The sequence below is a fragment of the Achromobacter sp. DMS1 genome (genome assembly GCF_001270295.1).
The window spans coordinates 1-26,167 of the sequence record NZ_LHSJ01000008.1; the positions used below are offsets into that span (position 1 = coordinate 1).

Consider the following 26,167-nt stretch of genomic DNA (forward strand, 5'->3'; position numbering starts at 1 on the left):
GCCGCCGGCTCGCGGCACACCGCCGCCTGGCCGCGATACAGCGCCTGCGCGCAGACCTCGCCGACGTGGTTGACGCGCATCAGCCCGGCGGCGTGGCGTTTTTCCTCCGGGCTGAGCGCATCGGGGCGCCTCCTGCGCCGTGGCCGGATTCGGCCGGCCCGCCGTGGCGCTGCCCGAAAGCACCCGCAGGGCGCGGTCCGCTTCGGCCAGCAGCGCGTCCAGGGGACCGGACCGGCGCAGGAAGGCGGCGGGGCCTGCGGAAGCGGGGCTGCCCGGGGCCGGGACATGGGCGGAAGAACTGGCGGACATGGGTACTCCTGAGGCGGGCGCGCGCCGCCGCGCAACGGGATAATCTGGTGCCGGGAATTGTACGCAACAGGTATCATCAGCCATTGACCGCGCTCAAGCACAAGGACTCACCGACATGGAATGCACGATAGACTGGGGCGGCCCCTCGGGCATGCTCTTTACCGCCAGCACCGGCAGCGGCCACGTGGCCGTGATGGACGGCGCCGTGGACGGCGGCGGCCACAACCTGGCGCCCCGCCCCATGGAGATGCTGCTGGCCGGCACCGGCGGCTGCACGGCCTATGACGTGGTGCTCATCCTCAAGCGCGGGCGGCATGCCGTCACCGGCTGCAGCGTGAAGCTGCAGGCCGAGCGCGCCGAAACCGATCCCAAGGTGTTCACCCGCATCCATTTCGCGTTCACCGTCACCGGCCGCAACCTGCCCCGGGCGGCGGTGGAGCGCGCGGTGCAGCTTTCGCACGAGAAGTACTGCTCGGCCTCGGCCATGCTCGAGAAAACCGCCGAGCTGAGCTTCTCGGTCGACATCGTGGACACCCAGGCCGAGGCGGCGACGGCGGCATAGGCGGGCGGCGTGGTGTAATGCCACCCTCCTTACCCGAGCGCGGCGCGGCGCCCGCGCGCCGCCCCCGTTGCGCTGCCCCGGACGCGCCTCCCTAGACTGCCATGAAACAATATCTGGATCTCGTTCAAGCCATTCTCGACACCGGCTCCTGGCAAGAGAACCGCACCGGCATCCGCACGCTGAGCCTGCCCGGCGCCTGCCTGCGTTTCGATCTGCAGCAAGGTTTTCCCGCCGTCACCACCAAGAAGCTGGCCTTCAAGTCCGCCATCGGCGAGCTGGTGGGCTTTCTGCGCGCCACGCGCAGCGCCGCCGGCTTCCGCGAACTGGGCTGCAAGGTCTGGGACCAGAACGCCAACGAGAACGCGCAATGGCTGGCCAACCCGTACCGCGAAGGGCCCGACGACCTCGGCCCCGTCTACGGCGTGCAATGGCGCCAGTGGCCCGCCTACAAGATGCTGGACGCCGGCGCCGCCGCGCAGATCGCCGACGCCCTCTCCCGCGGCTACGCCAAGGTCGCCGAGCTGGACGACGACGGCGCGCCCAAGGTGCTGCTCTACAAGGCGGTGGACCAGCTGCGCCAGTGCCTGGACACCATCCACGAACGCCCGGGCGACCGCCGCATCCTGTTCCACGGCTGGAACTGGGCGCAGATCGAGGAAATGGCGCTGCCGCCGTGCCACCTGCTCTACCAGTTCCTGCCCAACGCGGCCACGCGCGAAATCTCGCTGTGCCTGTACATCCGCTCCAACGACGTGGGCCTGGGCACGCCCTTCAATCTCACCGAAGGCGCGGCGCTGCTGCACCTGGTGGGGCGCCTGACGGGCTACACGCCGCGCTGGTTCACGTACTTCATCGGCGATGCGCACATCTACGAAAACCACCTGCCCATGCTGCGCGAGCAATTGCAGCGCGAGCCCTACCCCGCGCCCACGCTCGTGCTGTCCGACCGCATTCCGGATTTCGCGGTCACCGGCCGCTACGAACCGCAATGGCTGGAACGGGTGGAGCCTTCCGACTTCTCCCTGGCGGGCTACCGGCACCATGCCCCGCTGACGGCCGCCATGGCGGTATGAGAGCCCGCCCGCCGCGCCCCGCATCGCGCGCGGCAGGGCACACACCGCTGCCACAAGACGCATGTGAACCGCCTGTGAACATTGGTGAGCTTTTGGGAGCCGCTTTTTTGTATAACCCATGCCTTGTTGGCTGCGGATGCGCGCAACGTCCGCGGCGTCGGAACGGCCCGACATGCGCCGTCCCCTGCCCGCGGCGGACCGGACGGCCAGCGCCGCCGTCCGCCTGTCCCCGCAGCCGATCACTTCCCCTCGCCACCAGCACGACCCGACTCCCCTCCCGCCCGCGCCGGGAGCGCGGCATGCGCGGAACCGATTTGCAACTATTGACGACAGACTGATATGAATTGAGGCGGGCGCGTCGATCGACACGCTCAGGACAGGATCCCAAAATGCTCGCTGGAACATACAACCCTTCCCTTGTCCTCGTCTCCCTCGGAGTGGCAGTCCTGGCCTCTTACACCGCGCTGGGCATGGCCAACCGGGTGCGCGCGGCGGGCAACCTGCCCGTGGCGCGCTGCTGGCTGATCGGCGGCGCCTTCGCCATGGGGCTGGGCATCTGGTCGATGCATTTCGTGGGCATGCTGGCATTCAGCCTGCCCATTCCGCTGGGCTACGACCCCGCCCTCACCGTGCTGTCCATGCTGATCGCGGTGGCCTGCTCCGCCTACGCCCTGCGCACTGTCACGCGCGAGCACCTGTCGCGCGTGCGCCTGGTCGGCGGGGCGCTGCTCATGGGCGCCGGCATCGCCGCCATGCACTATGTAGGCATGACGGCGATGCGCATGCAGCCGGGCATCGAATACGACCCGCTCTGGTTCGCGCTGTCCGTCGTCATCGCGGTGGCGGCCTCGGGCGCGGCGCTTTGGATCACGTACAGCCTGCGGCACGACCGCCCCCGCATGGCGCTGTCGCGCGCGCTGGCCGCCGGCGTGATGGGGCTGGCCATCGTGGGCATGCACTACACCGGCATGGAGGCCGCCGGCTTTCCGCCCGGCAGCGTGTGCCTGGCGGCCGGCAGCGGCATGTCGGCCGGCTGGCTGGCCATCGCGGTCACGGCCATCACGCTGGGCGTGCTGGCCATCGCGCTGGTGGTGGCCGTGCTGGACAACCGCCTGGAAGCCCGCACCTCGGCGCTGGCCTCCTCGCTGGCCGAGGCCAACGAAGAGCTGGTGCAGCTGGCCCTGCACGATACGCTCACCAAGCTGCCCAACCGCATCCTGCTCGAAGACCGGCTGGAGCAGGCCATCGAAAGCGCCAGCCGCCGCAGGGGCCATTTCGCGGTGCTGTTCTTCGACCTGGACGGCTTCAAGGCCGTCAACGACGCCTACGGCCACCACACGGGCGACGCCCTGCTCATCGAACTGTCGCAGCGCATCCGCCAGGCGCTGCGCACGCAGGACACCGTGGCGCGGCTGGGCGGCGACGAGTTCATCGTGCTGAGCGAGGTGGCCGAGCCCACCGACGCCGCCAACGTGGCCGACCGCCTGATCGACACCATCGCCAGGCCCGTCAACGTCTATGGGCACGAAGTCATGGTGACGTCCAGCGTGGGCATCGCCATCTATCCCAACGACGGCGAGGACACGCACGCCCTGCTCACCAATGCCGACGCGGCCATGTACCACGCCAAGCGCCTGGGCGGCACCGGCTACAGCTTCTTCGAGCCCTCCATGAACGCCGACGCGCACGAACAGATCGAGCTGCTGCACGATCTGCGCCTGGCGCTGGAACGCAAACAGTTCGTGCTGCACTACCAGCCGAAATTCCAGGCGCCGGCCGGCCCCATCATCGGCGCCGAGGCGCTGCTGCGCTGGAACCACCCCGCGCGCGGACTGGTCGCTCCCGACGTATTCATTCCCATCGCGGAGAAAACCGGGCTGATCCTGGCGATCGGCGACTGGGTCATCAACGAAGCCTGCCGCCAGATGCGCGAGTGGATCGACGCGGGGCAGCCGAACTGGACCGTCGCGGTCAATCTGTCGTCGCTGCAGTTCGCCCATTCGGGCCTCGTCGACACCGTCAGCGCGGCGCTGGCGCGCCACCGCGTGCCCCCTGCCTGCCTCACGCTGGAAGTCACCGAATCCACCGCCATGCGCGACGCCGAGGCCAGCATGGCCGTGCTCAAGCGGCTGTCCGGCCTGGGCGTGACCATATCCATCGACGACTTCGGCACCGGCTATTCCAGCCTGCTGTACCTGAAGCGCCTGCCGGCCACGGAACTCAAGATCGACCGGGGCTTCGTCAACCAGCTCGACAACGACAACGAAGACGCCGCCATCGTCTCGGCCATCGTGGCGCTGGCCCAGCAGCTCAACCTGCGCATCGTGGCCGAGGGCGTGGAAACCGCGGCGCAGCAGAAGTTCCTGACCGGGCTGGGCTGCAACTCGCTGCAGGGCTTCCTGCTGGGCAAGCCCATGCCCGCCAGCGAGTTCATGGAGCAGGTAGGCGGCTAGGATTTGCTACGCTTACGGAAGCGGAGGCCCGCCTCCCCTTCCACGACATTCCATTCCCGCGTTTCATTGCCCGCATGCCCGCCAGCCTGACCCTCATCGTCGCCTATTCCGACAACCGCGTCATCGGACGCGACAACGCGCTGCCCTGGAAGCTGCCGGGCGACCTGGCGCATTTCAAGCGCAGCACGCTGGGCCATCCCATCATCATGGGCCGCAAGACCTGGGACTCGCTGGGCCGCCCGCTGCCGGGCCGCCGCAACATCGTCATCAGCCGCAACGCCGGCCTGCGGGCCGAGGGCGCCACGGTGGTGGAATCGCTGGACGCCGCGCTGGCCGCGTGCGCCCAGGATGCCGAAGCCTATGTCATCGGCGGCGCCCAGATCTACGCCCAGGCCCTGCCCCGCGCCCGGCGCGTGCTCGCGACCGAAGTGCATGCCGAGGTCGAGGGCGACGCGTTCTTTCCGCTCCTGCCGTCATTCCAGTGGAAGGAAACCGCGCGCGCCCCCCAGCCGCCCGAGAACGGCTACGCCTACGATTTCGTCACCTACGAACGCGCCTGAACGGCGCGGCGCCGGGCCTCAGGCCGCGCCCGCGTTGCGCATGAACCGCCATAGTTCCGGCGCCTCCGAGTACGCCACGTTGAACCGCACCCAGGGCGTGTCGGCCTCCGATGCCTCGAAGTAAGACCCCGGCGCCAGCCAGATGCCGTCCTTGAGCGCCAGCTCGGCCAGGCCGTTGGCGCCGCGTTCGCGCCAGGTTCCGCCCACCTTGGCCCACAGGAAGAGCCCCGCCCCGGGGCGCGCGCAGATCTCGAAGCCGAGCTCGTCCATGTGCCGCGCCACCGCGGCATGGGCCTGCCCGAGCCGCTCGCGCGTGCGCTCGATGTGGGCCCGGTAGCGGCCCTCGCGGATCACCTGGTGCACGATGCGCTCCATGATCTCGGGCGTGGTCAAGCCCACCGCCATCTTGGTGCGCGCGATGTCGCGCACCAGGTCGCGGTGCGCCACCACATAGCCCACCCGCACCGAAGGGCTGATGACCTTGGAATAGCCGCCCAGGTAGACCACGCGCCGGCTGCCGTCCAGAGCGGCCAGCATGGGCGTGAGGCCGGTGGCCAGCTCGCGCGAGATGTCGTCCTCGACCACCCACAGGCCGTGGCGCTCGGCGGCCTGCAGGATGCGGAAGGCGTTGGCCATGCCGATGCTTGCGCCCGAGGGGTTCTGCAAGGCGGTGTTGATGAACAGCGCGCGCGGGCGGTGCAGCGCGGCGGCGCGCTCCAGCGCCTCGCAGTCCAGCCCTTCGGCGCCGCGCGGCACGGCCACGGTGCGCATGCCGGCCAGCCGCAGCATCTGCAGCAGGTTCGCGTAGGCGGGCTGCTCCACCAGCACCGTGTCGCCGGGCCGCAGCAGCGTGCGGATCACCGTGTCCAGGCCATGCGTCACCCCTTGCGTCAGCAGCACCTGGGAGGCGTCCACCTCCATGCCATGGGCCGCCAGCCCGGCGGCGATGGTTTCGCGCAGCGGCGCGTAGCCGTAGGGATGGCCATAATTGGCGATGCGCATGGCCGGCACCCGCCCCAGGTGGCGCAGGGCCATGTGCAGGCCTTCTTCGTTCAGCCATTCGCCCGGCAGCCAGCCGCAGCCCGATTTGATGGGGATGGAGTGGTCCGCGAAGATATCCGAAAGCAGCCAGCTGTCGTTCAGCCGGGGCGGCTCCCAGGACAGCGGCTCGGCGCGGCGCGCGGGCGTTTCGGGCGCGGCCACGCGATAGCCCGCGCCCGGGCGGGCCGTCAGCCAGCCTTGCGACACCAGGCGGCTGTAGGCGCTGGCCACCGTGAACGTGCTCACCGCGTACTGCCGCGCGAATTCGCGCACCGACGGCAGCGCCATGCCGGGCCGCAGGGCCTGCGTTTCGATGGCGCGCTGCACGGCGGCCACCAGCTGCTCCACCAGGGTGGGCGCCTGCCCGCGCGCGCGGTCGGGCTGGAAATCGATCATGGATGAATCTATACAGTTGTCATGATTGCAACTATACAGTTAGCCCGTTTTGCGGCAATTGTATATTTTCATTCGCTCGTGGACGTCCGAGAATCGGTTTGATCGCGCCGCCCGCCCCTTTCCGCGCAGCGGCGTTTCTTTTCCTCCGGAGTCTCCCCATGAGCGCTGCCAAACTGCCCGACCTGTCCCACCTCTGGATGCCCTTTACCGCCAACCGGCAGTTCAAGGCGAACCCCCGCCTGCTGGCCTCGGCCAAGGGCATGTACTACACGTCTTTCGACGGCCGCCAGATCCTGGACGGCACGGCCGGCCTGTGGTGCGTGAACGCCGGCCACTGCCGCGAAGAAATCGTCTCCGCCATCGCCAGCCAGGCCGGCGTCATGGACTACGCGCCGGGGTTCCAGCTCGGCCACCCGCTGGCCTTCGAGGCCGCCACCGCCGTGGCCGGCCTGATGCCGCAGGGCCTGGACCGCGTGTTCTTCACCAATTCGGGCTCCGAATCGGTGGACACCGCGCTGAAGATCGCCCTGGCCTACCACCGCGCGCGCGGCGAGGCGCAGCGCACCCGCCTCATCGGGCGCGAGCGCGGCTACCACGGCGTGGGCTTCGGCGGCATTTCCGTGGGCGGCATCTCGCCCAACCGCAAGACCTTCTCCGGCGCGCTGCTGCCGGCCGTGGACCACCTGCCGCACACCCACAGCCTGGAACACAACGCCTTCACGCGCGGCCAGCCCGAGTGGGGCGCGCACCTGGCCGACGAGCTGGAACGCATCATCGCCCTGCACGACGCCTCCACCATCGCGGCCGTGATCGTCGAGCCCATGGCCGGCTCCACCGGCGTGCTCGTCCCGCCCAAGGGCTATCTCGAAAAACTGCGCGAAATCACCGCCCGCCACGGCATTCTGCTGATCTTCGACGAAGTCATCACCGCGTACGGCCGCCTGGGCGAGGCCACCGCCGCGGCCTATTTCGGCGTAACGCCCGACCTCATCACCATGGCCAAGGGCGTGAGCAACGCCGCCGTTCCGGCCGGCGCCGTCGCGGTGCGCCGCGAAGTGCATGACGCCATCGTCAACGGACCGCAAGGCGGCATCGAGTTCTTCCACGGCTACACCTACTCGGCCCACCCGCTGGCCGCCGCCGCCGTGCTCGCCACGCTGGACATCTACCGCCGCGAAGACCTGTTCGCCCGCGCCCGCAAGCTGTCGGCCCCGTTCGAGGAAGCCGCCCACAGCCTCAAGGGCGCGCCGCACGTCATCGACGTGCGCAACATCGGCCTGGTGGCCGGCATCGAGCTGTCGCCGCGCGAAGGCGCCCCGGGCGCGCGCGCCGCCGAAGCCTTCCAGAAATGCTTCGACACCGGCCTCATGGTGCGCTACACGGGCGACATCCTCGCGGTGTCGCCTCCGCTCATCGTCGACGAAAACCAGATCGGCCAGATCTTCGAGGGCATCGGCAAGGTGCTCAAGGAAGTGGCTTAGGGTGAACACGCCCTGAGCCGGCCCCGGCAGGAAACGCGCCGCCGCGCGGCGGCGCGTCCATCGAACTCCCGCATCGAGCTTTTGCATTCATGAAGAAAATCACGCATTTCATCAACGGCCAGCCCCACGAAGGCCGCAGCAACCGCTACACCGAGGGCTTCAACCCGGCCACGGGCGAGGTCGTCTCCTCGATCTGCCTGGGCGGGGCCGAAGAAGTGGACCTGGCCGTGGCGGCCGCCCGCGCGGCCTTTCCCGCCTGGTCCGAAACGCCGGCGCTCAAGCGCGCGCGCGTGCTGTTCAACTTCAAGGCGCTGCTGGACAAGCACCAGGACGAGCTGGCCGCGCTCATCACGCGCGAGCACGGCAAGGTGTTTTCCGACGCCCTGGGCGAAGTGACCCGCGGCATCGAGGTGGTGGAGTTCGCCTGCGGCATTCCGCACCTGCTCAAGGGCCAGTACACCGAGCAGATCGGCGGCGGCATCGACAACTGGAGCATGCGCCAGCCGCTGGGCGTGGTGGCCGGCATCACCCCGTTCAACTTCCCCATGATGGTGCCGTGCTGGATGTTCCCGGTGGCCATCGCCTGCGGCAACACCTTCGTGCTCAAGCCTTCGGAGCGCGATCCTTCCGTCTCGCTGCGCCTGGCCGAGCTGCTGCGCGAAGCGGGGCTGCCCGACGGCGTGTTCAACGTCGTGCAGGGCGACAAGCAGGCGGTGGACGCGCTCATCGCCCACCCCGAGGTGGAGGCCCTGTCTTTCGTGGGTTCCACGCCCATCGCGCAATATATCTACGCCGAGGGCACGCGCCGCGGCAAGCGCGTGCAGGCGCTGGGCGGCGCGAAGAACCACCTGGTGGTGATGCCCGACGCCAACCTCGACCAGGTGACGGACGCGCTCATGGGCGCGGCCTACGGCTCGGCGGGCGAGCGCTGCATGGCCATTTCCGTGGCCGTGGCGGTGGGCGACGTGGCCGACAAGGTCATCGAGCGCCTCAAGCCGCGCGTGCAGGCGCTGGTCGTCAAAGACGGCATGCAGCCCGACGCCGAGATGGGCCCGCTCGTCACCGCGCAGCACCGCAACAAGGTCATGGGCTACATCGAGGACGGCATCGCCGCGGGCGCGCACCTGGTGGTCGACGGCCGCGGCCTGCAGGTGCCGGGCAACGAAAAGGGCTTCTTCCTGGGCGGCACGCTGTTCGACAACGTGAAGCCCCACATGAACATCTACCGCGAAGAGATCTTCGGGCCGGTGCTGTGCGTGGTGCGCGTGCCCGACTTCGCCTCGGCGGTGGACCTCGTCAACGCGCACGAATTCGCCAACGGCGTGGCCTGCTTCACTTCCGACGGCGGCGTCGCGCGCGCCTTCGCGCGCCAGATCAAGGTGGGCATGGTGGGCATCAACGTGCCCATTCCCGTGCCCATGGCCTGGCATTCGTTCGGCGGCTGGAAACGCTCGCTCTTCGGCGACCACCACGCCTATGGCGAGGAAGGCATACGCTTCTACTCGCGCTACAAGAGCGTCATGCAGCGCTGGCCGGACAGCATCTCCAAGGGCGCCGAGTTCACCATGCCGGTGGCCAAGTAAGGCCGGCTCCCCGCGGGCCCGGTGCGCTCGCGCGGCCGGCCCGCCGCGCCGCGTGCGTTCCACGGGGCGGACATTCGGGTATTCCCCACGGCGCACCGCCGTCCCTTGCGCACGCCGGGCCGGCACGCATGCCGGCGCGCCCGCGGCAAGAGCCGCGGGGCCGGCCATGAAACGTTCGGTTTCACCGGCGCCGCCCCGGTCCGCGCCCTGCCGGCCAACGAGGCAAAACAACCATGGACACGCTTGCGTCCGGGTATCAGAATGGCGCCTTGCGGTCCGGCTCTCACCGGCCGGCCCGCTACCGCCTGACCCTCGCGCGCCGCCGCGGCGCGGCGCGTCAACGACGTAGCGGCAACCGCCGCTCACACCGCTTCAAGGGGAACACTCATGCTGAAGTTTGTCAGAGCGGCCGCCCTGGCCGGCGCAACCCTTCTGATGGCCCATGGCGCCCAGGCAGAGACGGTCATCAAGGCCGTCATGCATTCGCCGCTTCGTCTCACCGATCCGCACGCCACCACGGCCTATATCACGACGTGGCACGGCTACATGATCTACGACACGCTGCTGGCCACCGACGCCGACAACAAGATCCAGCCCCAGATGCTGGAAAAGTGGGAGGTGTCGCCCGACGGCAAGACCTACACCATGACCCTGCGCCCGGGCCAGAAGTGGCATGACGGCAAGCCCGTCACCGCGGAAGACTGCGTGGCGTCCATCAAGCGCTGGGCCGCCGGCGACGTCATGGGCCGCACGCTCATGAAATTCACCGACAAGCTGGAGACGGTCGACGACAAGACCTTCCGCTTCGTCATGAAAGAACCCACCGACCTCGCCCTGCGCGCGCTCTCCAAGCCCACCGGCACCGCGCCCTTCATGATGCCCAAGCGCATCGCCGAGCAGCCCATCGGCAAGCCGCTGACCGACATGACCGGCTCGGGTCCCTTCAAGATCGCCGAGTTCAAGCCCGGCGTGAAGACGGTGTACGTGAAGAACCCCGACTACGTGCCGCGCAAGGAGCCGGCCAGCGGGCTGGCCGGCGGCAAGGTCGTCAACGTGGACAAGATCGAATGGGACGTGATGCCCGACGCCCTCACCACCGCCAACGCCCTGCTGGGAGGCGAGATCGACTTCGTCGAGCAGTTCCCCTACGACCTGCTGCCCATGGTGGAAGGCAACCCCGACCTGAAGGAAGAAAGCCTCAGCCCGGTCGGATACTTCACCATGTACCGCTTCAACTTCAAGTACCCGCCCTTCGACAACAAGAAAATCCGCCAGGCCGCCATGTACGCCATCGGCCAGGAAGACGTGATGAAGGCGCTGGTGGGCAATCCCAAGTACTGGAAGACCTGCGCCTCGCTGTGGGGCTGCGGCACGCCGCTGGAATCCGACATCGGCAAAGACATGGTGGTGCCGTCCAACATCGAAAAGGCCAGGCAGCTCCTCAAGGAAGCCGGCTACGACAACACCCCGGTGCTGCTCATGCACGCCACCGACGTGGGCACGCTCTCGGCCCAGCCCGTGGTCATGGCGCAGGCCCTGCGCAAGGCCGGCTTCAACGTGAACCTCGCGGCCATGGACTGGCAGAGCGTGGCCACGCGCCGCGCCTCCAAGGCGCCCCCGGCCGAAGGCGGCTGGAACATCCACAACACCAACTGGTACGCCACCGACGTCATGGACCCGGTGCGCTCGGCCCCGGCCGCGGCCAACGGCGACAACGCCTGGTTCGGCTGGCCCGACTTCCCGCAGATCGAGGAACTGCGCACCCGGATGGCGCTGACCTCCGACCCTGCCGAGCAGAAGAAGATCGCCGACGAAGTGCAGCGCATCGGCATCGACGAAGGGCTGTACGTGCCCCTGGGCCAGATGTCCGTGCCCACCGTGTACTCCACCAAGCTCTCGGGCCTGGTGCATGCTCCGGTGTTCGCGTTCTGGAATGTGAAGAAAGCCCCCTGAGGGCGAGCCGTAGGAGTCATCCATGCTGGCATTCGTCTTGCGCCGGCTGCTCGCGACCATCCCTGTCCTGGTGATGGTCGCCGTAGTGGTTTTCGCAATCCTGCGTTTCAGTCCGGGCGACCCCGCCATCATCATGGCGGGCGACGGCGCCACGCCCGAGCAAGTGGCCCAGATCCGCCAGACCATGGGCCTGGACCAGCCCGTGGCCCGGCAATTCCTCATCTGGGGCGGCAAGCTGCTGCAGGGCGACCTGGGCAAGTCGCTCATGTCAGGCGTGCCGGTCACGCAGCTCATCGGCCAGCGGCTGGAGCCCTCGCTCAGCCTGGCCGTGCTGACGCTGGCCTTCACCCTGCTGGTGGCGATTCCGCTGGGCGTGCTGGCGGCCTGGCGCCAGGGCAGGCTGCTCGACCGGGCCGTCATGGGCTTTTCGGTGCTGGGCTTCTCGGTGCCGGTGTTCGTGACCGGCTACCTGCTCATCTGGGTGTTCGCCATCAAGCTCGGCTGGTTCAACGTGCAGGGCTATACGCCGCTGGCCCGCGGCTTCTGGCCCTTCCTGCACCGCCTCATCCTGCCCGCGCTGGCGCTGTCCACCGTGTACGTGGCGCTCATCGCGCGCATCACGCGCACCAGCGTCATCGAGGTCATGGGCGAAGACTTCATCCGCACCGCCCGCTCCAAAGGCCTCACGGAAACCGGCGTGCTGCTGGGTCACGCGCTGCGCAACGCGGCCGTGCCCATCGCCACGGTGGTGGGCGTGGGCGTGGCGCTGCTCATCAGCGGCGTGGTGGTCACCGAATCGGTGTTCAACATCCCCGGCCTGGGCCGGCTGGTGGTGGAGGCCGTGCTGGCCCGCGACTACCCGGTCATCCAGGGGCTGACGCTGTTCTTCGCCTTCGTGTACGTATTCATCAATCTGGTTGTCGATTGCGCCTACACCGTGTTCGACCCGCGTATCAGGTATTGAGGGAAACGCCGATGCAAACGCCAACCGAAGGCGCCGCCCAGGCGGCCGCCGATCTTCCGGGCGCCGGCACGCCGCACGCCACGCCTGGCGCCAGGTGCGCCAGGGCCTGCGCAGCGTGCCCGTGCTGCTGGCGCTGGTCGTGCTGCTGGCCATCGTCGCCATCGCCGTGTTCGCGCCCTGGCTGGGCACCGTGGATCCCACGCAGATCAATCCGGGCGCGCGCCTGAAGGCGCCCTTTTCCGGCTACCTGCTGGGCACCGACGCCTTCGGGCGCGATGTCTGGTCGCGCGTGGCCTACGGCGCGCGCATCTCGCTCATCGCGGGCCTGGGCGCGGCCGTCATCAGCGTGGCCATCGGCCTGGTGGTGGGGGTGATCGCGGGCTGGTTCCGCACGCTGGACGGCTTCATCATGCGCACCATGGACGCCATCATGGCGATTCCGGGCATCCTGCTGGCCATCGCGCTGGTGGCGGTGACCGGCGCCAGCCTCACCACGGTGCTGGTGGCCATCACCATTCCGGAAATCCCGCGCGTGGTGCGGCTGGTGCGCGGCCAGATCCTGTCGGTGCGGGGCGAGCCCTACGTGGAGGCGGCCCTGGCGCTGGGCACGCCGCTGCCGCTGCTGCTGTGGCGCCACATGGTGCCCAGCACCATCGCCCCCCTCACGGTGCAGGGCACTTACGTCTTCGCCTCGGCCATGCTGACCGAGGCCATCCTCAGCTTCCTGGGCGCGGGCATCCCGCCCGAGATCGCGTCCTGGGGCAACATCATGTCCGAAGGCCGCATGTATTTCCGCATGCTGCCCGGCCTGATCCTCTTCCCGGGGCTGTTCCTGTCGCTGACCGTGCTCAGCGTGAACATCCTCGGCGACGCCCTGCGCGATGCGCTGGACCCGAAAATGGTACGCAGGATCTGATGCCCATGAACTACGCTCCCAATCCCCCGGCCGGCGACACCTCCGCCGCCGTGCTGGCCATCCGCAATCTCTCGGTGGAAGTCGCCGGCGCGGGCAACCGCGTGGTGCGCAACCTGAGCCTGGACGTGCACGCGGGCGAAACCGTGTGCGTGGTCGGCGAGTCGGGCTCGGGCAAATCCGTCACCTCGCTCGCCGTGATGGGGCTGCTGCCCGCGGGCGTGCTGCGCGTCGCCTCCGGCGCCATCCGCGTCGAGGGCGAAGACATCGCCCACGCCGCCGCGCGCCGCCTGCGCGAATTGCGCGCCACGCGCATGTCCATGGTGTTCCAGGAACCCATGACCGCCCTCAACCCGGTGCATACCGTGGGCCGGCAGGTGGACGAGGTGCTGCGCCTGCATCGCCGCATGTCCGCCGCCGAGCGCCGCGCCAGGGTGCTGGAGATGTTCCGCTCCGTGCACCTGCCCGACGTCGAGCGCATCTACGACGCCTATCCGCACCAGCTCTCGGGCGGGCAGCGCCAGCGCATCGTCATCGCCATGGCGCTCATCCTCGAGCCCAAGCTGCTCATCGCCGACGAGCCCACCACGGCGCTGGACGTCACCACCCAGAAGCAGATCCTCTCGCTCATCAAGGAACTGCAGCACAAGCACCGGACCGCCGTCCTCTTCATCACGCACGATTTCGGCGTGGTGGCCGAGATCGCCGACCGCATCGTGGTGATGAACCGGGGCGACCTCGTCGAGAGCGGCTCGCGCGACGAGATCCTGGCCGCGCCGCGCCAGGCATACACCCGCCGCCTCGTATCCTCGGTGCCCAGCCTGGTGCCCGCGCACCGCGAGCCGCCCGAGGGCAAGCCGGTGCTGCACGTGAAGGGCCTGGGCCGCGTGTACGGCACGCGCGGCTCGCTGTTCGCCCGGCGGCCCGCGCGCAGCGTGGTGGCCGCCTCCGACGTCAGTCTCACGCTGCGCAAGGGCGAGATCCTCGGCATCGTGGGCGAATCCGGCTCGGGCAAGTCCACCGTGGCGCGCTGCATCGTCCGCCTCATCGAACCCAGCGCCGGCCACATGATGATGGGCGGCGAAGACCTGAGCACGCTGTCCGGCTCGGCGCTGCGTCCGGTGCGCCGCCGCATCCAGATCGTGTTCCAGGATCCGTACCGCTCGCTCAACCCGCGGCGCACGGTGGGCGAATCCATCATCGAGGGCCTGCTCAATTTCGGCGTGCCGCGCGAAGAGGCGCTCAAGCGCGCCGGCGACACGCTGTCGGTGGTGGGCCTGAGCCCCGACGCCATGCGGCGCTACCCGCACCAGTTCTCGGGCGGCCAGCGGCAGCGCATCTGCATCGCGCGCGCCTTGGTCATGGATCCGGAAGTGCTGGTGGCCGACGAAGCCGTCTCGGCGCTCGACGTGTCGGTGCAGGCCCAGGTGCTGGAACTGCTCGAACAGGTGCGCCAGCGCACCGGGGTGGGCGTGCTGTTCATCACGCACGACCTGCGCGTGGCCGCGCAGATCTGCGACACCATCCTGGTCATGCAGCACGGCAAGGTCGTCGAAACCGGCTCCGCCCTGAGCGTGCTCACCGAGCCGCGCCACGCGTACACGCGCGCCCTCATCGACGCGGCGCCCGGGCGCGACTGGGATTTCCGCAACTTCCGCCCCGTGGCCGCCAGCCTGCCCCAGGCCGGCGGCGCGGCGCACTGAGACTCCATCCCGATCCGAGGAACCCGCCAACATGCCGCAAGCCCATGAACTTTCCGCACAGGAACTGCTGCAAGCCTATCGCGCCAGGACGCTCTCGCCCGTAGAGGCCACGCGCGCCGTGCTGGAGCATATCGCGCGCTGGGAACCCGGCCTGCACGCCACCTATGCGCTGGATCCCGACGCCGCCCTGGCCGCGGCGCGCGCCTCCGAGGCCCGCTGGATGAAGGGCGAACCGCTGTCCTGCGGCGGCCGCACGCTGGACGGCGTGCCCGCCACCATCAAGGAAAACATCGCCACGCGCGGCGTGCCGGTGCCGCTGGGCACGGCCGCCACCGACCTGACGCCGGCCACGGCCGACGCGCCGCCGGCGGCCCGCATGCGCGAAGCCGGGGCCGTCATCCTGGGCAAGACCACCATGCCCGACTACGGCATGCTGTCTTCCGGGCTGTCGAGCTTCCATGCCCTCACCCGCAACCCCTGGGACCTCTCCAAGAACCCGGGCGGTTCCAGCGCCGGCGCGGGCGCGGCCGCGGCGGCCGGGTACGGGCCGGCGTGCACATCGGCACCGACATCGGCGGCTCGGTCCGGCTGCCGGCGGCCTGGTGCGGCATCGCCACACTCAAGCCCAGCCTGGGCCGCATCCCCATCGACCCGCCCTTCATGGGCCGCTGCGCCGGCCCCATGACCCGCAGCATCGCCGACGCCGCGCTCATGATGGGCGTGCTCTCGCAGCCCGACGCGCGCGACCACATGAGCCTGCCCTACCAGGAGTTCGACTGGCTCGACCTGGAACGCGACCTGAAAGGGCTGCGCATCGGCCTGCTCCTCGAAGCCGGCTGCGGCCTGCCCGTGGACCCCGAAATCACCGCCGCGGTCCAGGAGGCGGCGCGCCTGTTCGAGCAGGCGGGCGCCGTGGTGGCGCCCATGAAGCCCTGGATGACGCCGGAGCTGCTCGACGGCGTGGACCGCTTCTGGCGCACCCGCTCCGCCGTGGACCTGGCCGCGCTGCCCGAAGAGCGGCGCGCCCGCATCCTGCCGTTCATCCGCGCCTGGGCCGAAAGCGGCGGCGGGCAGACGGGCGAATCCGTGTTCCGCAGCTACTACGCCACCCAGCAGGTGCGCGCCGCCACCGTGGCGGCCTGCGCGCCCTACGACTACGTCATCTCTCCCGTGGCGCCCGTGGTGGCCTATAACGCGGAATGGGCCGCGCCCACCAACGACGTGGCCACCACCATGCACCACATCGGCTTCACGCTGCCCTACAACATGAGCGAACAGCCGGCCGCCTCCGTCAACTGCGGCTATACCCGCGCCGGCCTGCCCATCGGCCTGCAGATCGCCGGGGCCCGCTTCGACGACCTCGGCGTGCTGCGCGTGGCGCGCGCCTGGGAACGAATGCGCCCGGCGCAGCGCCCCTGGCCCGCGCCGCCCGCGCAAGCCTGAGCCGGCCGAACCCGGCCCGACCTTACAGGAGTCTCCATCCATGCGCTGGCTATTGGCAATGATCAAGCACGAGACGAACACCTATTCGCCCGTGCCCACGCCGCTGGAACGCTTCTTCCGCGGCAGTCCCGAGATCCTGCGCGGCGAGCGCGCCGTCGCGGCCTACGAACACACCGACAGCGGCCTGGGCGGCTATATCGAGGTGGCGCGCCGGGAAGGCGCGGACATCGTGGTGGCGGTGGCCGCCGAATCCTGGCCCAGCGGCCCGGCCTCCGCCGCCGTCTATGAAACCCTGTCGGGCCTGGTCCTCGACGAGGTGAAGCGCGGCGGCTACGACGCCATCCTGCTCGACCTGCACGGGGCCATGGTGGCCGAGGGCGTGGAAGATGCCGAAGGCTGCCTGCTGCGGCGGCTGCGCGAGATCGATCCGCACACGCCGGTGGCGGTCACGCTGGACATGCACGCCAACATCTACGAGGACATCGTCCGGCACGCCACGGTCGTGACGGGTTTTCATACCTATCCGCACGTGGACATCCGGGCGGCCGGCCTGCGCGCGGCCGACGTCATCGCGCGCACGCTCAAGGGCGAGGTCCGGCCCGTGATGCGCTGGGCCAACCGGCCCATGCTGCCCCACATCATGCGCCAGGGCACCCATGCCGAGCCGAACAAGTCGCTGCAGGAGCGCTGCAAGACGCTGGAAGCCGGCGGCGTGCTGGCTGCCTCGGTGTTCGTGGGTTTTCCCCACGCCGACATCCGCGAGGCCGGGCTGAGCGCCGTGGTCTGTACCGACGGCGACCCGGCCCGCGCCGAATCCCTGCGCGACGAGCTGCTGGAACGGGCCTGGGCCAGCCGCGCACAATGGGTGTTCCACTCCGAGCCGCTGGCGCCCGCCGTGGCGCGCGCCAAGACGCTGGCCCAGGGGCCGGTAGTCCTGCTGGACCATTGCGACAATACTGGCTCGGGCGGCACCATGGACACCACCACGGTGCTGGCCGAAGTGCTGCGCCAGGAACTGGACAACGCCGCCTTCTACGCCATCTGCGATCCCGAGGCCGCGCGCGAGGCGGCCGATGCCGGCGTGGGCGGCACGGTCACGCTGAAGCTGGGCGGCAAAGTGGCCATGCCCGCCATCAGCCAGCGCAGCGAGCCGCTGGACATCACGGCGCGGGTGAAGCTCGTCTTCGACGGCGTATACCGCAACCGCGGGCCGATGTACCGCGGCGTGCGCAACGACACCGGGCTGACAGTGGTGCTGGACACGGGCAAGGTGGAAATCGTGGTGGTGTCGCGCCACCAGGAGCCTTTCGACCTCAACTGCCTGCTGTCCGTGGGCATCGACCCGCTGCAAAAGCGGTACCTGGTGCTCAAGAGCCGCGTCCACTGGCGCGCCGGCTTCTCGGACATCGCCACCGCCGTCATCGAGTGCACGGGCGTAGGCGTCACCACGTCCGACTACGGCCAGCTCGACTTCCGCCACGTGCGCCGGCCCATCTATCCCCTGGATCCGCTGTAGCGCCTTGCCGTGCCCGCAGCCAAGCCGGCGCCGCGTGCGCCGGTTTTCATTTTGACATGTTCAGTAACTCGCCCGGCGATTTCCGGCGTGAGGGGTCGGTATACTCGCCGCCAGCCTGACTGGCAGATGAATTCGTGCCCGCCGTCCTCGCGGGACGCGGCGGGCAGCCATTCCTTAACGAAATAATCTCGACATCAATGAAAAAAAGCGTGGCGATCACCCTGGGCGTGGTCATTGTGGGAGCGGCGGGCTGGCTGGGTGCCACCTGGTACACGGGCAAACGCATCGAGGAGAGCGCGCAACGCCGCCTGAACGAAACCAACGAGAAGCTGGCCAAGATCACGCCGCTGTTCGGACTGCGCATCGACCAGCTCAAGTATGAACGCGGATTCTTCTCCACCCAGGCCCGCTACGGCATTTCCCTGCTGAAGAACGAGAACGCGCCCGACGACCTGCCATCGGGCATGATCGAATTCGACGCCCGCATCGAACACGGCCCCTTCCCCAGGAGCGCCCTGGCGCGCGGCGCCATCGCGCCCAAGCTGGCCTTCGTGCACACTGAAATGGCGCAGACCGACCAGCTCAAGCCCCTGTTCGAGCTCACCAAGAACGTGCCGCCCCTTTCCGGCGACGCCGTCGTCAGCTATGGGGGCAACGCCAACAGCAAATTCCAGGTGCCGCCGCTGCAATTCAAGGAAGGCGATTCCGTGCTGGATTTCAGCGGCATGCAGCTCGCCGGCACCTACGAACGCGCGCAGCAGGCCGTAACCGGGCATGCCGTCATCGACAAGATCGCGGTCAACGGGTCCCAGGAAGGCAAGCCCTTCAGCCTGTCGATCAGCGGGCTTTCCGGCGACGCGAACAGCCGCATGGGCAAATTCGGGCTGTCGGTGGGCGACTCCGGCATCAAGGTCAAGCGCATCGAGATCGCCGACCCGAACGGGGCCATGAAGCTCGCGCTGGACGATTTCGGCTACGGCGTGACGCTGTCCGAAAACGACAAGAGCATCGGCGTCAAGGCCGCCTATGACAGCGGCAAGGTCACGGTCAACGACATCGCCGTGGGCAGCGGCCAGATGGTGGTCACGCTGGCCAACCTGGACGGCCAGGCGGTCAAGCAATTCTCCGATACCTACAACCAGATCGTGCGCCAGGCCATGGCCGGCGCCACCGACGAAGGGCTGAAGGACGAGCAGGTCGATTCGCTGCTGGATACGGGCACGCAACTGCTGGCGGGCAATCCCAGCTTCGCCATCGAGCCGCTGTCCTGGAAGACCGACAAGGGCGAAAGCAAGCTCAACTTCGCGCTCGAACTCTCCAACCCCGCGGACGCCAAGGATCTGACCCCGCAGGAGATCGCAGTGCGCGCCATCAAGCGCATCGACGCCACGCTCGTCGTATCCAAGCCCATGGTGCAGGACCTGGTGTCGCAGTACCTCATGAAAACCGACGGCCTGGAAGCCGCGCAGGCGGGCGATCAGGCCGCCGAGCAGGTGCGCACCCTGGCCGGCATGGCGGAAATGTTCAACATCGGCGCCAACGACGGCGACAACATCGTCGGCAAGTTCCACTATGCCGACGGCATGGGCGACCTGAACGGCAAGAAGATCCCCGCCGAAGTGCTGTTCGCGTCCCTGCTCGAAGCGTCCGGCCAGGACGACGGCCAACTCTCCCTGGACGACGAGGACGGGCCGGAAGAGATGAGCGCGGCAGAGGCCACGCAGTCCGCCGCCGACGCGGCCGCCGAGGCCGCCGCCGCAGCCGCCGGCGACGACGCCCGCGCTGCCGCGGGCATGATGCGGAATTTCGACGCGGACACCGTGGGCGGCATCCTGGACGACATCGGCTTTTCGTACAGCAAGAAAGACGGCGACAACGGCCCGGTCCTGGTCCTGGAGCCGTCGTACACCGGCGCGACCGACCTGCGCCTCGAATTCCTGTGCGAGGACGGCGCCGACTCGTGCCTGGACCTGACCGCCACGGCCGTATACGCCACGAAAAAGCCCGTGCCGCTCAAGGCCATCAACGGCTGGAACCAGCAGTACCGCTGGGCCCGCGCCTATGTGGACGACCAGAACCGCGCCGTGCTGCAGATGGACATGAACTCCGAAGGCGGCATCGGCCGCGAGAGCCTGCAAATCCTGCTGAACACCTTCTTCAGCCTGTCCGAGGACTTCTCCGCCACCGTCGATCCCGTCACGGGAAAACGCTAGGCCGCAGCCGGCGCCCCGCCGCGCGGGGCGAACAAAAAAGGCTCCTGTCCGGAAAGACAGGAGCCTTTTTCATTGCAGGCCGCGGATCAAGCGTAGGCTTGCACCGGAAGGCAGGCGCACACCAGGTTGCGGTCGCCGTAGGCGTTGTCCACGCGGGCCACCGGCGGCCAGTACTTGGCATCGCGCAGCGACGCCACCGGGTAGGCGGCCTGCTGGCGCGGATAGTCGTGCAGCCATTCCTCGGCCAGCAGCATCTGCGCGGTGTGCGGCGCGTTCTTGAGCACGTTGTCGTCGCGGTCGCGCTCGCCACGCTCCACCTGGGCGATTTCCTCGCGGATGGCGATCATCGCGTCGATGAAGCGGTCCAGCTCGGCGCGGCCCTCCGACTCGGTGGGCTCGACCATCAGCGTACCCGCCACCGGGAAGCTCATGGTGGGCGCATGGAAACCGTAGTCCATCAGGCGCTTGGCGATGTCTTCGGCGCTGATGCCCGAGGTTTCCTTGAGCGGGCGCACGTCGAGGATGCACTCGTGCGCCACGCGGCCGTTGCGGCCCGCGTACAGCACCGGATAGTGGCCGCGCAGCCGGGCGGCGATGTAATTCGCGTTCAGGATCGCGACCTCGGTGGCGCGGCGCAGGCCGTCCGCGCCCATGAGCGCGATGTATACGTATGGAATCGGCAGGATGCCGGCCGACCCGAAGGGTGCGGCCGACACCGGGCCCACCTTGGCTTCGCCGGGCAGCCTGCCCTGTTCGTTGAGCACGCCGGGCAGGTAGGGCGCGAGATGGGCGCGCACCGCCACCGGGCCGACGCCCGGCCCGCCGCCGCCGTGCGGAATGCAGAACGTCTTGTGCAGGTTGAGATGCGACACGTCGGAGCCGAACTTGCCGGGTTTGGCCACGCCCACCATGGCGTTCATGTTGGCGCCGTCGAGATACACCTGGCCGCCGGCCTCGTGCACCAGCTCGCAGATCTCGGTCACGGCTTCCTCGAAGACGCCGTGGGTCGAGGGATAGGTGATCATCAGCGCCGCCAGGCGGTCGCCCACCTGCGCGATCTTGGCGCGCAGGTCGGCCAGGTCCACGTTGCCGTTGGCGTCGGAGGCCACCACCACCACATCCATGCCCGCGAGCTGGGCCGAGGCCGGGTTGGTGCCGTGGGCGGAGGACGGGATCAGGCACACGTTGCGCTGCGATTGCCCGTTGGCCTGGTGATAGCCCCGGATGGCCAGCAGGCCGGCATACTCGCCCTGCGCGCCCGAATTGGGCTGCAGGCTGATGTTGTCGTAGCCGGTGATCTCGCACAGCGCGGCCGACAGCCGGTCCACGAGCGCCTTGTAGCCTTCGGCCTGCGAAGCCGGCGCGTAGGGGTGCAGGTTGGCGAATTCGGGCCAGGTGATGGGAATCATCTCGGCCGTGGCGTTCAGCTTCATGGTGCACGAGCCCAGCGGGATCATGCTGCGGTCCAGCGCCAGATCCTTGTCGGCCAGCTTGCGCAGGTAGCGCAGCATGTCGGTCTCGGACTGGATGCTGGAGAACACCGGATGGACGAGGATGGCGCTCTCGCGCGCGACCGGCGCGGGAATGCCGCCGGCCGCCTGGGCGTCCAGCGCGTCCACGTCGAGTTCGACGCCGTCGCGCTCCAGGCCGGCGGCGAACACGTTCACCAGCGCCTGCAGATCGGCGGCGGTGACGGTTTCGTCCAGCGACACGGCCAGCCGCGCCCCGTCGACGCGGCGCAGGTTGATGCGCGCGCAGTCCGCCGCGGCGAGGATGGCGGGCGTGGCGGCGCCGGTTTCCAGGAGCAGCGTGTCGAAGAAGGTGTCGTTGGCCACCTTCACGCCCAGCTTGACGAGTTCGCCGCGCAGGATGGCGGTGAAACGCTGCACGCGGGTCGCGATGCGGCGGATGCCTTCGGGGCCGTGCCACACGGCGTACATGCCGGCCATCACGGCCAGCAGCACCTGCGCGGTGCAGATGTTGGAGGTGGCTTTCTCGCGCCGGATGTGCTGCTCGCGGGTCTGCAGCGCCAGGCGCAGCGCCGGGTTGCCCTGGGCGTCTTTCGAGACGCCGACGAGGCGGCCGGGCATGTTGCGCTTGTAGGCGTCCTTGCAGGCCATGAAGCCCGCGTGCGGGCCGCCGAAACCGAACGGCACGCCGAAGCGCTGGGCCGAGCCGACGGCGATGTCGGCGCCCCACTCGCCGGGCGCGGCCAGCAGGGCCAGCGCGAGCAGGTCGGTGGCGCAGGCCACCACGGCGCCCTGGGCGTGGGCGTCTTCGGCCAGCTTGCGGTAGTCGGCGATGGAGCCCGTGCTGTGGGGATACTGCAGCAGCACGCCGAAGCACTCGGGCAGGCCCTCGGCCTCGTCGCCCACGGCGATCTCGATGCCCAGGCCCTCGGCGCGCGTGCGCACGACTTCCAGAGTCTGCGGATGCACGTGGCGCGACACGAAGAACACCGGGCTCCTGGACTTGGCGCCGCGGCGCGCCAGCGTCATGGCCTCGGCCGCGGCGGTGCCTTCGTCGAGCAGCGAGGCATTGGAAATGTCCAGCCCGGTCAGGTCGGCGATCATGGTCTGGTAGTTCAGCAGGGCCTCCAGGCGGCCCTGCGAGATCTCCGGCTGGTAGGGCGTGTAGGCCGTGTACCAGGCGGGGTTCTCGAGTATGTTGCGCAACACCACGTTGGGCGTGTGCGTGCCGTAGTATCCCTGGCCGATGTAGCTGCGGTAGACCTTGTTGCGCTGCGCGATCCGCTTGAGTTCGTCCAGCACGTCGGTTTCGCTGCGCGAGGGCGGCAGCGCCAGCGGGGCCTGGCTGCGGATCTTGGGCGGAACGACTTCCTCGATGAGGGCATCCAGGCTGGGGCTGCCGATAACGGCGAGCATGGCGGCCTGGTCGGCCTCCGAAGGGCCGATGTGGCGGGGAATGAAGTCGGTGTGGGTGTCTAGGGCGCGCGACATGGAATATCTCGGGGTGGCGGTGCGTCGGGAAGGACGGACGGCAAGGCATCGGACGGGCGCGGCCCTCGCGGACCGGCCCGTCGCGGCGGGCCTCAGCCGTTGGCGACGGCTTCGTAGCCGGCCGCGTCCAGCAGCTTGTCGGCGTCGGCCGCGTTGTCGGGCTTGATCTTGAAGATCCAGGCCGTATAGGGCGATTCGTTGATGAGGTTGGGCGAGTTCTCGAGCTCGTCGTTGAAGGCGACGATTTCGCCGGCGACCGGGGCGTAGATGTCGGAAGCGGCCTTGACCGATTCCACCACGCCGGCGGTGTCGCCGGCGGCCAGCTTGGCGCCGACCTTCACGTCGCCGACGAAAACCAGGTCGCCCAGCTGATCCTGGGCATTGTCGGTGATGCCGACGACGAACACATCGCCCTCGGCTTGGACCCATTCATGGGACTCGGTGTATTTGCGATCGGTGGGCAGACTCATGGAAGCTCCTGGGCAATAGGGGAATAGGGACGGAATTGCGCGCCTGCGCGCGCCCGCCGGCGGCAGGGCGGCGCGCAGGTTTCGAGTTTACGGGTGTTCGACGGCTTTGCCGTTACGCACGAAGGGCAGCTTGCAGACCACGGCCGGCACCCATTTGCCGCGGATTTCCACCTCGGCCGCGTCGCCCGGCTTCACGTCGGCGGGCAGGCGGGCAAAGCCGATGGAAACGCCCAGCGTGGGCGACATGGTGCCGCTGGTAAGTTCGCCCATGCCCGATTGGGTGCGCACCGCCATGTGGGCGCGCATGACGCCGCGCTCCAGCAGCTTCAGGCCCAGGAACGCGGCGGGCGTGGAGCACTGCTCGAGCGCGTCGCGGCCGATGAAGCGGCGCGCGGCGTCCTTGAGCGATACGGTCCAGCTCAGCCCGGCCTGATCGGGCTGGGTAAGTTCGTCCATGTCCTGGCCGTACAGATTCATGCCGGCCTCCAGGCGCAGCGTGTCGCGCGCGCCCAGGCCGCAGGGGCGCACGCCCTGGGCCGCCAGGTCGCGCCAGAGCGCCACGGCCTGGGCGGCAGGCAGCACGATCTCGAAGCCGTCCTCGCCGGTGTAGCCGGTGCGGGCCACCAGCGTGTCGTCGGCCACCTGAGCGGCCACGAAGGGCGTCAGGCCCTCGGTGGCGGCCTGCCAGGCCGGGCGCGCGGCCCACACCTTGGCGCGGGCATTGGGGCCCTGCACCGCCACCATGGCGAGATCGCGGCGCGGCGTGATGGTGACGTCGAACTTGCCGGCGCTGGCCACGCGCCGCATCCAGGCCATGTCCTTGTCGGCGGTGCCGGCATTGACCACCACGCGCCATTGGTCGGCGGCGAAGAAATAGATGATGAGGTCGTCGATGACGCCGCCCTGCGGATTCAGCATGCAGCTGTAGAGGGCCTTGCCCGGCACCGTGAGCTTGGCCACGTCGTTGGCCACCAGGCGCTGCAGGAAAGCGCGGGCATCGGGGCCGGCGACGTCGGCGTTGAGCATGTGCGAGACGTCGAACATGCCGGCGTCCTGGCGCACGGCGTGGTGCTCCTCGATCTGCGAGCCGTAGGCCAGGGGCATGTCCCAGCCTCCGAAATCGACCATGCGGGCGCCCAGCGCGACATGTTCTTCGGCCAGGGGGGTGCGTTTGAGGGTTGCGGACATGCGCGGGACTCCGGAGCGGCGGCGGTGCCAGGGTTACGGAACGCCGTTGGAGCTGCGGAAAGCGCCTCTGCAACGGCCGGATCTTCCGCCCCTCTGTCCTTTTGCCTGAGAGTTGCCCCGCGTGGCGGGTTTGCACCTTCGGCGCCTGGGCGGCACGCCAGTCTCTTCAGGGGCGGCGCCAGGTCTCTCCAGAGCGCTGTTTTGCCGGGTCCGCGCCGGGCCGCGCCAGACGGAACGAGCCGGCAGCCGCAGGACGGGACGTGGCAAGCATGGGCGGTATGGGTTACCTGAGCGATTCCGGGCGAATTGCGCCTTCGGCGGCGGCCGGCAGTGCCTGGCCGCTCTCTCCCGCAACATGCGTGACAGCCGCGCAAGCATACATCGAAATCCCCGCCGCCGGGAAGCCGCCGGCGCTGCGGTCCGGGGACGGAACGGGCGTCCTAGCCCAGCGCCGTGTCCAGCAGCATCATGAGCACGAAGCCCAGCATCAGCCCGCCGGTGGCGTAGACCTCGTGTCCCTTGCGGTGCGATTCGGGAATGATCTCGTGGCTGATGACGAAGAGCATGGCGCCGGCCGCGAAGCCCAGGCCCCATGGCAGCAGGATCTCGGACCAGCCCACGATGGCCGCCCCCAGCACGGCGCCCACCGGCTCCACCAGGCCCGACAGGATGCCCAGCGCCACGGCGAATGCGCGGTTGTAGCCGGCGGCCAGCAGCGCCACCGCCACCACCAGGCCTTCGGGAATGTCCTGGATGGCGATGCCGGTGGCCAGGGCGGTGCCGCGCAGCGCATCGTTGCCGGCGTAGCCCACGCCGATGGCCAGCCCTTCGGGCAGGTTGTGCAGCGTGATGGCGAAAACGAAGAGCCAGGTGCGGCGCAGCCGGTGCGCCTCCAAGCCTTCGCGGCCCTTGATAAAGTGCTCGTGCGGCAGCGTGCGGTCCATGAGAAGCAGCGCCGCGGCTCCCAGCAGGATGGCGGCGCCCACCTGGATGCCGGCGCCCCAGCGGCCGTAGCCCAGCGTTTCGGCGGCGTCGATGCCCGGCGCCACCAGCGAAAAAGCGCTGGCGGCCAGCATGACGCCGGCGCCGAAGCCGAACATGGCGTCCTGGGCTTTCTGGGGAATGGTGCGGGCGAAAAGAATGGGCACCGTGCCGGCGGCGGTGGCGCCCGCGGCTACCAGGCCGCCCAGCAGGGCGTCGGCCACGTGGCCGGCCCGCGCGTCCAGGTACGCCCACAACTGGTGCAGGGCCAGGCAGGCCACCATGACGGCCAGCGTCCAGACGCTCACGCTGGTGGCCGCGGGCCGCAGGCGATGACGGCTGAATGTGTTCATGTGCCGCTTTCCTTTCGACTGCCGATGCGATCAGGATAGGCTGGCGCCCGCC

At 69.2% G+C, this 26,167-nt stretch carries 16 protein-coding genes, 3 pseudogenes and 2 riboswitches; of the genes and pseudogenes, 13 read left to right on the top strand and 6 right to left on the bottom strand.

Translation table 11 applies throughout. The features are described 5' to 3' along the window. Positions 1-309 (bottom strand): annotated as a pseudogene (locus AD428_RS01825) (demethoxyubiquinone hydroxylase family protein); the annotation flags it as partial. A gap of 115 nt (positions 310-424) precedes the next feature. Between AD428_RS01825 and AD428_RS01830 the strand changes: the two are divergent. The 4 genes from AD428_RS01830 (at position 425) to AD428_RS01845 (ending at position 4,957) form a co-directional block, all read left to right on the top strand. Then, a complete protein-coding gene (locus AD428_RS01830; RefSeq protein ID WP_053243946.1) occupies positions 425-871 on the top strand; it encodes an OsmC family protein in 447 nt (148 codons plus the stop codon). 101 nt (positions 872-972) lie between these two features. Further along, a complete protein-coding gene (locus tag AD428_RS01835) occupies positions 973-1,944 on the top strand; it encodes a thymidylate synthase (protein WP_053243947.1) in 972 nt (323 codons plus the stop codon). A 389-nt stretch (positions 1,945-2,333) separates the two neighbouring features. Further along, on the top strand, positions 2,334-4,397 hold the full coding sequence (locus AD428_RS01840) for a putative bifunctional diguanylate cyclase/phosphodiesterase (protein ID WP_053243948.1): 2,064 nt from the start codon (positions 2,334-2,336) through the stop codon (positions 4,395-4,397). 74 nt (positions 4,398-4,471) lie between these two features. Next, positions 4,472-4,957, top strand: coding sequence for a dihydrofolate reductase (locus tag AD428_RS01845; protein WP_053243949.1), 486 nt, complete (start codon positions 4,472-4,474; stop codon positions 4,955-4,957). Positions 4,958-4,975: 18 nt separating this feature from the next. On the opposite strand, the gene AD428_RS01850 is transcribed toward AD428_RS01845, so the two are convergent. Continuing rightward, a complete protein-coding gene (locus AD428_RS01850) occupies positions 4,976-6,394 on the bottom strand; it encodes a PLP-dependent aminotransferase family protein (protein ID WP_053243950.1) in 1,419 nt (472 codons plus the stop codon). Positions 6,395-6,591: 197 nt separating this feature from the next. Here AD428_RS01850 and AD428_RS01855 point away from each other — a divergent pair, with 197 nt between their 5' ends. The 9 genes and pseudogenes from AD428_RS01855 (at position 6,592) to AD428_RS01895 (ending at position 20,163) form a co-directional block, all read left to right on the top strand. Beyond that, a complete protein-coding gene (locus AD428_RS01855) occupies positions 6,592-7,875 on the top strand; it encodes an aspartate aminotransferase family protein (RefSeq protein ID WP_152967952.1) in 1,284 nt (427 codons plus the stop codon). Positions 7,876-7,964: 89 nt separating this feature from the next. Further along, positions 7,965-9,458 (top strand): CoA-acylating methylmalonate-semialdehyde dehydrogenase, encoded by a 1,494-nt coding sequence (locus AD428_RS01860; RefSeq protein ID WP_053243952.1) that lies wholly within the window; start codon positions 7,965-7,967, stop codon positions 9,456-9,458. Between the two features lie 387 nt (positions 9,459-9,845). Then, positions 9,846-11,411: an ABC transporter substrate-binding protein gene (locus AD428_RS01865; RefSeq protein WP_053243953.1), complete on the top strand. Its 1,566-nt coding sequence runs from the start codon at positions 9,846-9,848 to the stop codon at positions 11,409-11,411. 22 nt (positions 11,412-11,433) lie between these two features. Further along, positions 11,434-12,375 carry an ABC transporter permease gene (locus AD428_RS01870; protein WP_053243954.1) on the top strand — a complete coding sequence of 314 codons (942 nt, stop codon included), beginning with the start codon at positions 11,434-11,436 and terminating at the stop codon, positions 12,373-12,375. A gap of 11 nt (positions 12,376-12,386) precedes the next feature. Then, positions 12,387-13,291, top strand: a pseudogene (locus AD428_RS01875) (ABC transporter permease). Between the two features lie 5 nt (positions 13,292-13,296). After that, positions 13,297-14,991: an ABC transporter ATP-binding protein gene (locus tag AD428_RS01880; RefSeq protein WP_053243966.1), complete on the top strand. Its 1,695-nt coding sequence runs from the start codon at positions 13,297-13,299 to the stop codon at positions 14,989-14,991. A 31-nt stretch (positions 14,992-15,022) separates the two neighbouring features. Next, a pseudogene (locus AD428_RS01885) lies at positions 15,023-16,434 on the top strand (amidase). Between the two features lie 40 nt (positions 16,435-16,474). Next, the gene (locus tag AD428_RS01890; RefSeq protein ID WP_053243955.1) at positions 16,475-17,950 is read left to right on the top strand and encodes a M81 family metallopeptidase; all 1,476 of its coding nucleotides are present in this window, start codon (positions 16,475-16,477) and stop codon (positions 17,948-17,950) included. Between the two features lie 209 nt (positions 17,951-18,159). Further along, entirely contained in the window at positions 18,160-20,163 is a 2,004-nt protein-coding gene (locus AD428_RS01895) for a DUF945 family protein (protein WP_304438893.1), read from the top strand. A gap of 86 nt (positions 20,164-20,249) precedes the next feature. Here AD428_RS01895 and gcvP read toward each other — a convergent pair whose 3' ends face one another. From gcvP to AD428_RS01915, 4 genes are all read right to left on the bottom strand, one after another. Further along, positions 20,250-23,123, bottom strand: coding sequence for an aminomethyl-transferring glycine dehydrogenase (gene gcvP, locus AD428_RS01900; RefSeq protein WP_053243957.1), 2,874 nt, complete (start codon positions 23,121-23,123; stop codon positions 20,250-20,252). Between the two features lie 92 nt (positions 23,124-23,215). Next, positions 23,216-23,593: a glycine cleavage system protein GcvH gene (gcvH, locus tag AD428_RS01905; RefSeq protein WP_053243958.1), complete on the bottom strand. Its 378-nt coding sequence runs from the start codon at positions 23,591-23,593 to the stop codon at positions 23,216-23,218. Positions 23,594-23,680: 87 nt separating this feature from the next. Further along, positions 23,681-24,781: a glycine cleavage system aminomethyltransferase GcvT gene (gcvT, locus tag AD428_RS01910; protein WP_053243959.1), complete on the bottom strand. Its 1,101-nt coding sequence runs from the start codon at positions 24,779-24,781 to the stop codon at positions 23,681-23,683. An 83-nt stretch (positions 24,782-24,864) separates the two neighbouring features. Next, a riboswitch (glycine riboswitch) is annotated at positions 24,865-24,983 on the bottom strand. Positions 24,984-25,045: 62 nt separating this feature from the next. Then, positions 25,046-25,142: riboswitch (glycine riboswitch) on the bottom strand. 79 nt (positions 25,143-25,221) lie between these two features. Continuing rightward, entirely contained in the window at positions 25,222-26,115 is an 894-nt protein-coding gene (locus AD428_RS01915) for a ZIP family metal transporter (protein WP_053243960.1), read from the bottom strand. Positions 26,116-26,167 lie beyond the last annotated feature (52 nt).

Bases quoted from the DNA above. Each gene is read 5' to 3' on its own strand.
- AD428_RS01830 (WP_053243946.1), top strand. From the start codon at position 425: ATGGAATGCACGATAGACTGGGGCGGCCCCTCGGGCATGCTCTTTACC.
- AD428_RS01835 (WP_053243947.1), top strand. From the start codon at position 973: ATGAAACAATATCTGGATCTCGTTCAAGCCATTCTCGACACCGGCTCC.
- AD428_RS01840 (WP_053243948.1), top strand. From the start codon at position 2,334: ATGCTCGCTGGAACATACAACCCTTCCCTTGTCCTCGTCTCCCTCGGA.
- AD428_RS01845 (WP_053243949.1), top strand. From the start codon at position 4,472: ATGCCCGCCAGCCTGACCCTCATCGTCGCCTATTCCGACAACCGCGTC.
- AD428_RS01850 (WP_053243950.1), bottom strand. From the start codon at position 6,394: ATGATCGATTTCCAGCCCGACCGCGCGCGCGGGCAGGCGCCCACCCTG.
- AD428_RS01855 (WP_152967952.1), top strand. From the start codon at position 6,592: ATGCCCTTTACCGCCAACCGGCAGTTCAAGGCGAACCCCCGCCTGCTG.
- AD428_RS01860 (WP_053243952.1), top strand. From the start codon at position 7,965: ATGAAGAAAATCACGCATTTCATCAACGGCCAGCCCCACGAAGGCCGC.
- AD428_RS01865 (WP_053243953.1), top strand. From the start codon at position 9,846: ATGCTGAAGTTTGTCAGAGCGGCCGCCCTGGCCGGCGCAACCCTTCTG.
- AD428_RS01870 (WP_053243954.1), top strand. From the start codon at position 11,434: ATGCTGGCATTCGTCTTGCGCCGGCTGCTCGCGACCATCCCTGTCCTG.
- AD428_RS01880 (WP_053243966.1), top strand. From the start codon at position 13,297: ATGAACTACGCTCCCAATCCCCCGGCCGGCGACACCTCCGCCGCCGTG.
- AD428_RS01890 (WP_053243955.1), top strand. From the start codon at position 16,475: ATGCGCTGGCTATTGGCAATGATCAAGCACGAGACGAACACCTATTCG.
- gcvP (WP_053243957.1), bottom strand. From the start codon at position 23,123: ATGTCGCGCGCCCTAGACACCCACACCGACTTCATTCCCCGCCACATC.
- gcvH (WP_053243958.1), bottom strand. From the start codon at position 23,593: ATGAGTCTGCCCACCGATCGCAAATACACCGAGTCCCATGAATGGGTC.
- gcvT (WP_053243959.1), bottom strand. From the start codon at position 24,781: ATGTCCGCAACCCTCAAACGCACCCCCCTGGCCGAAGAACATGTCGCG.
- AD428_RS01915 (WP_053243960.1), bottom strand. From the start codon at position 26,115: ATGAACACATTCAGCCGTCATCGCCTGCGGCCCGCGGCCACCAGCGTG.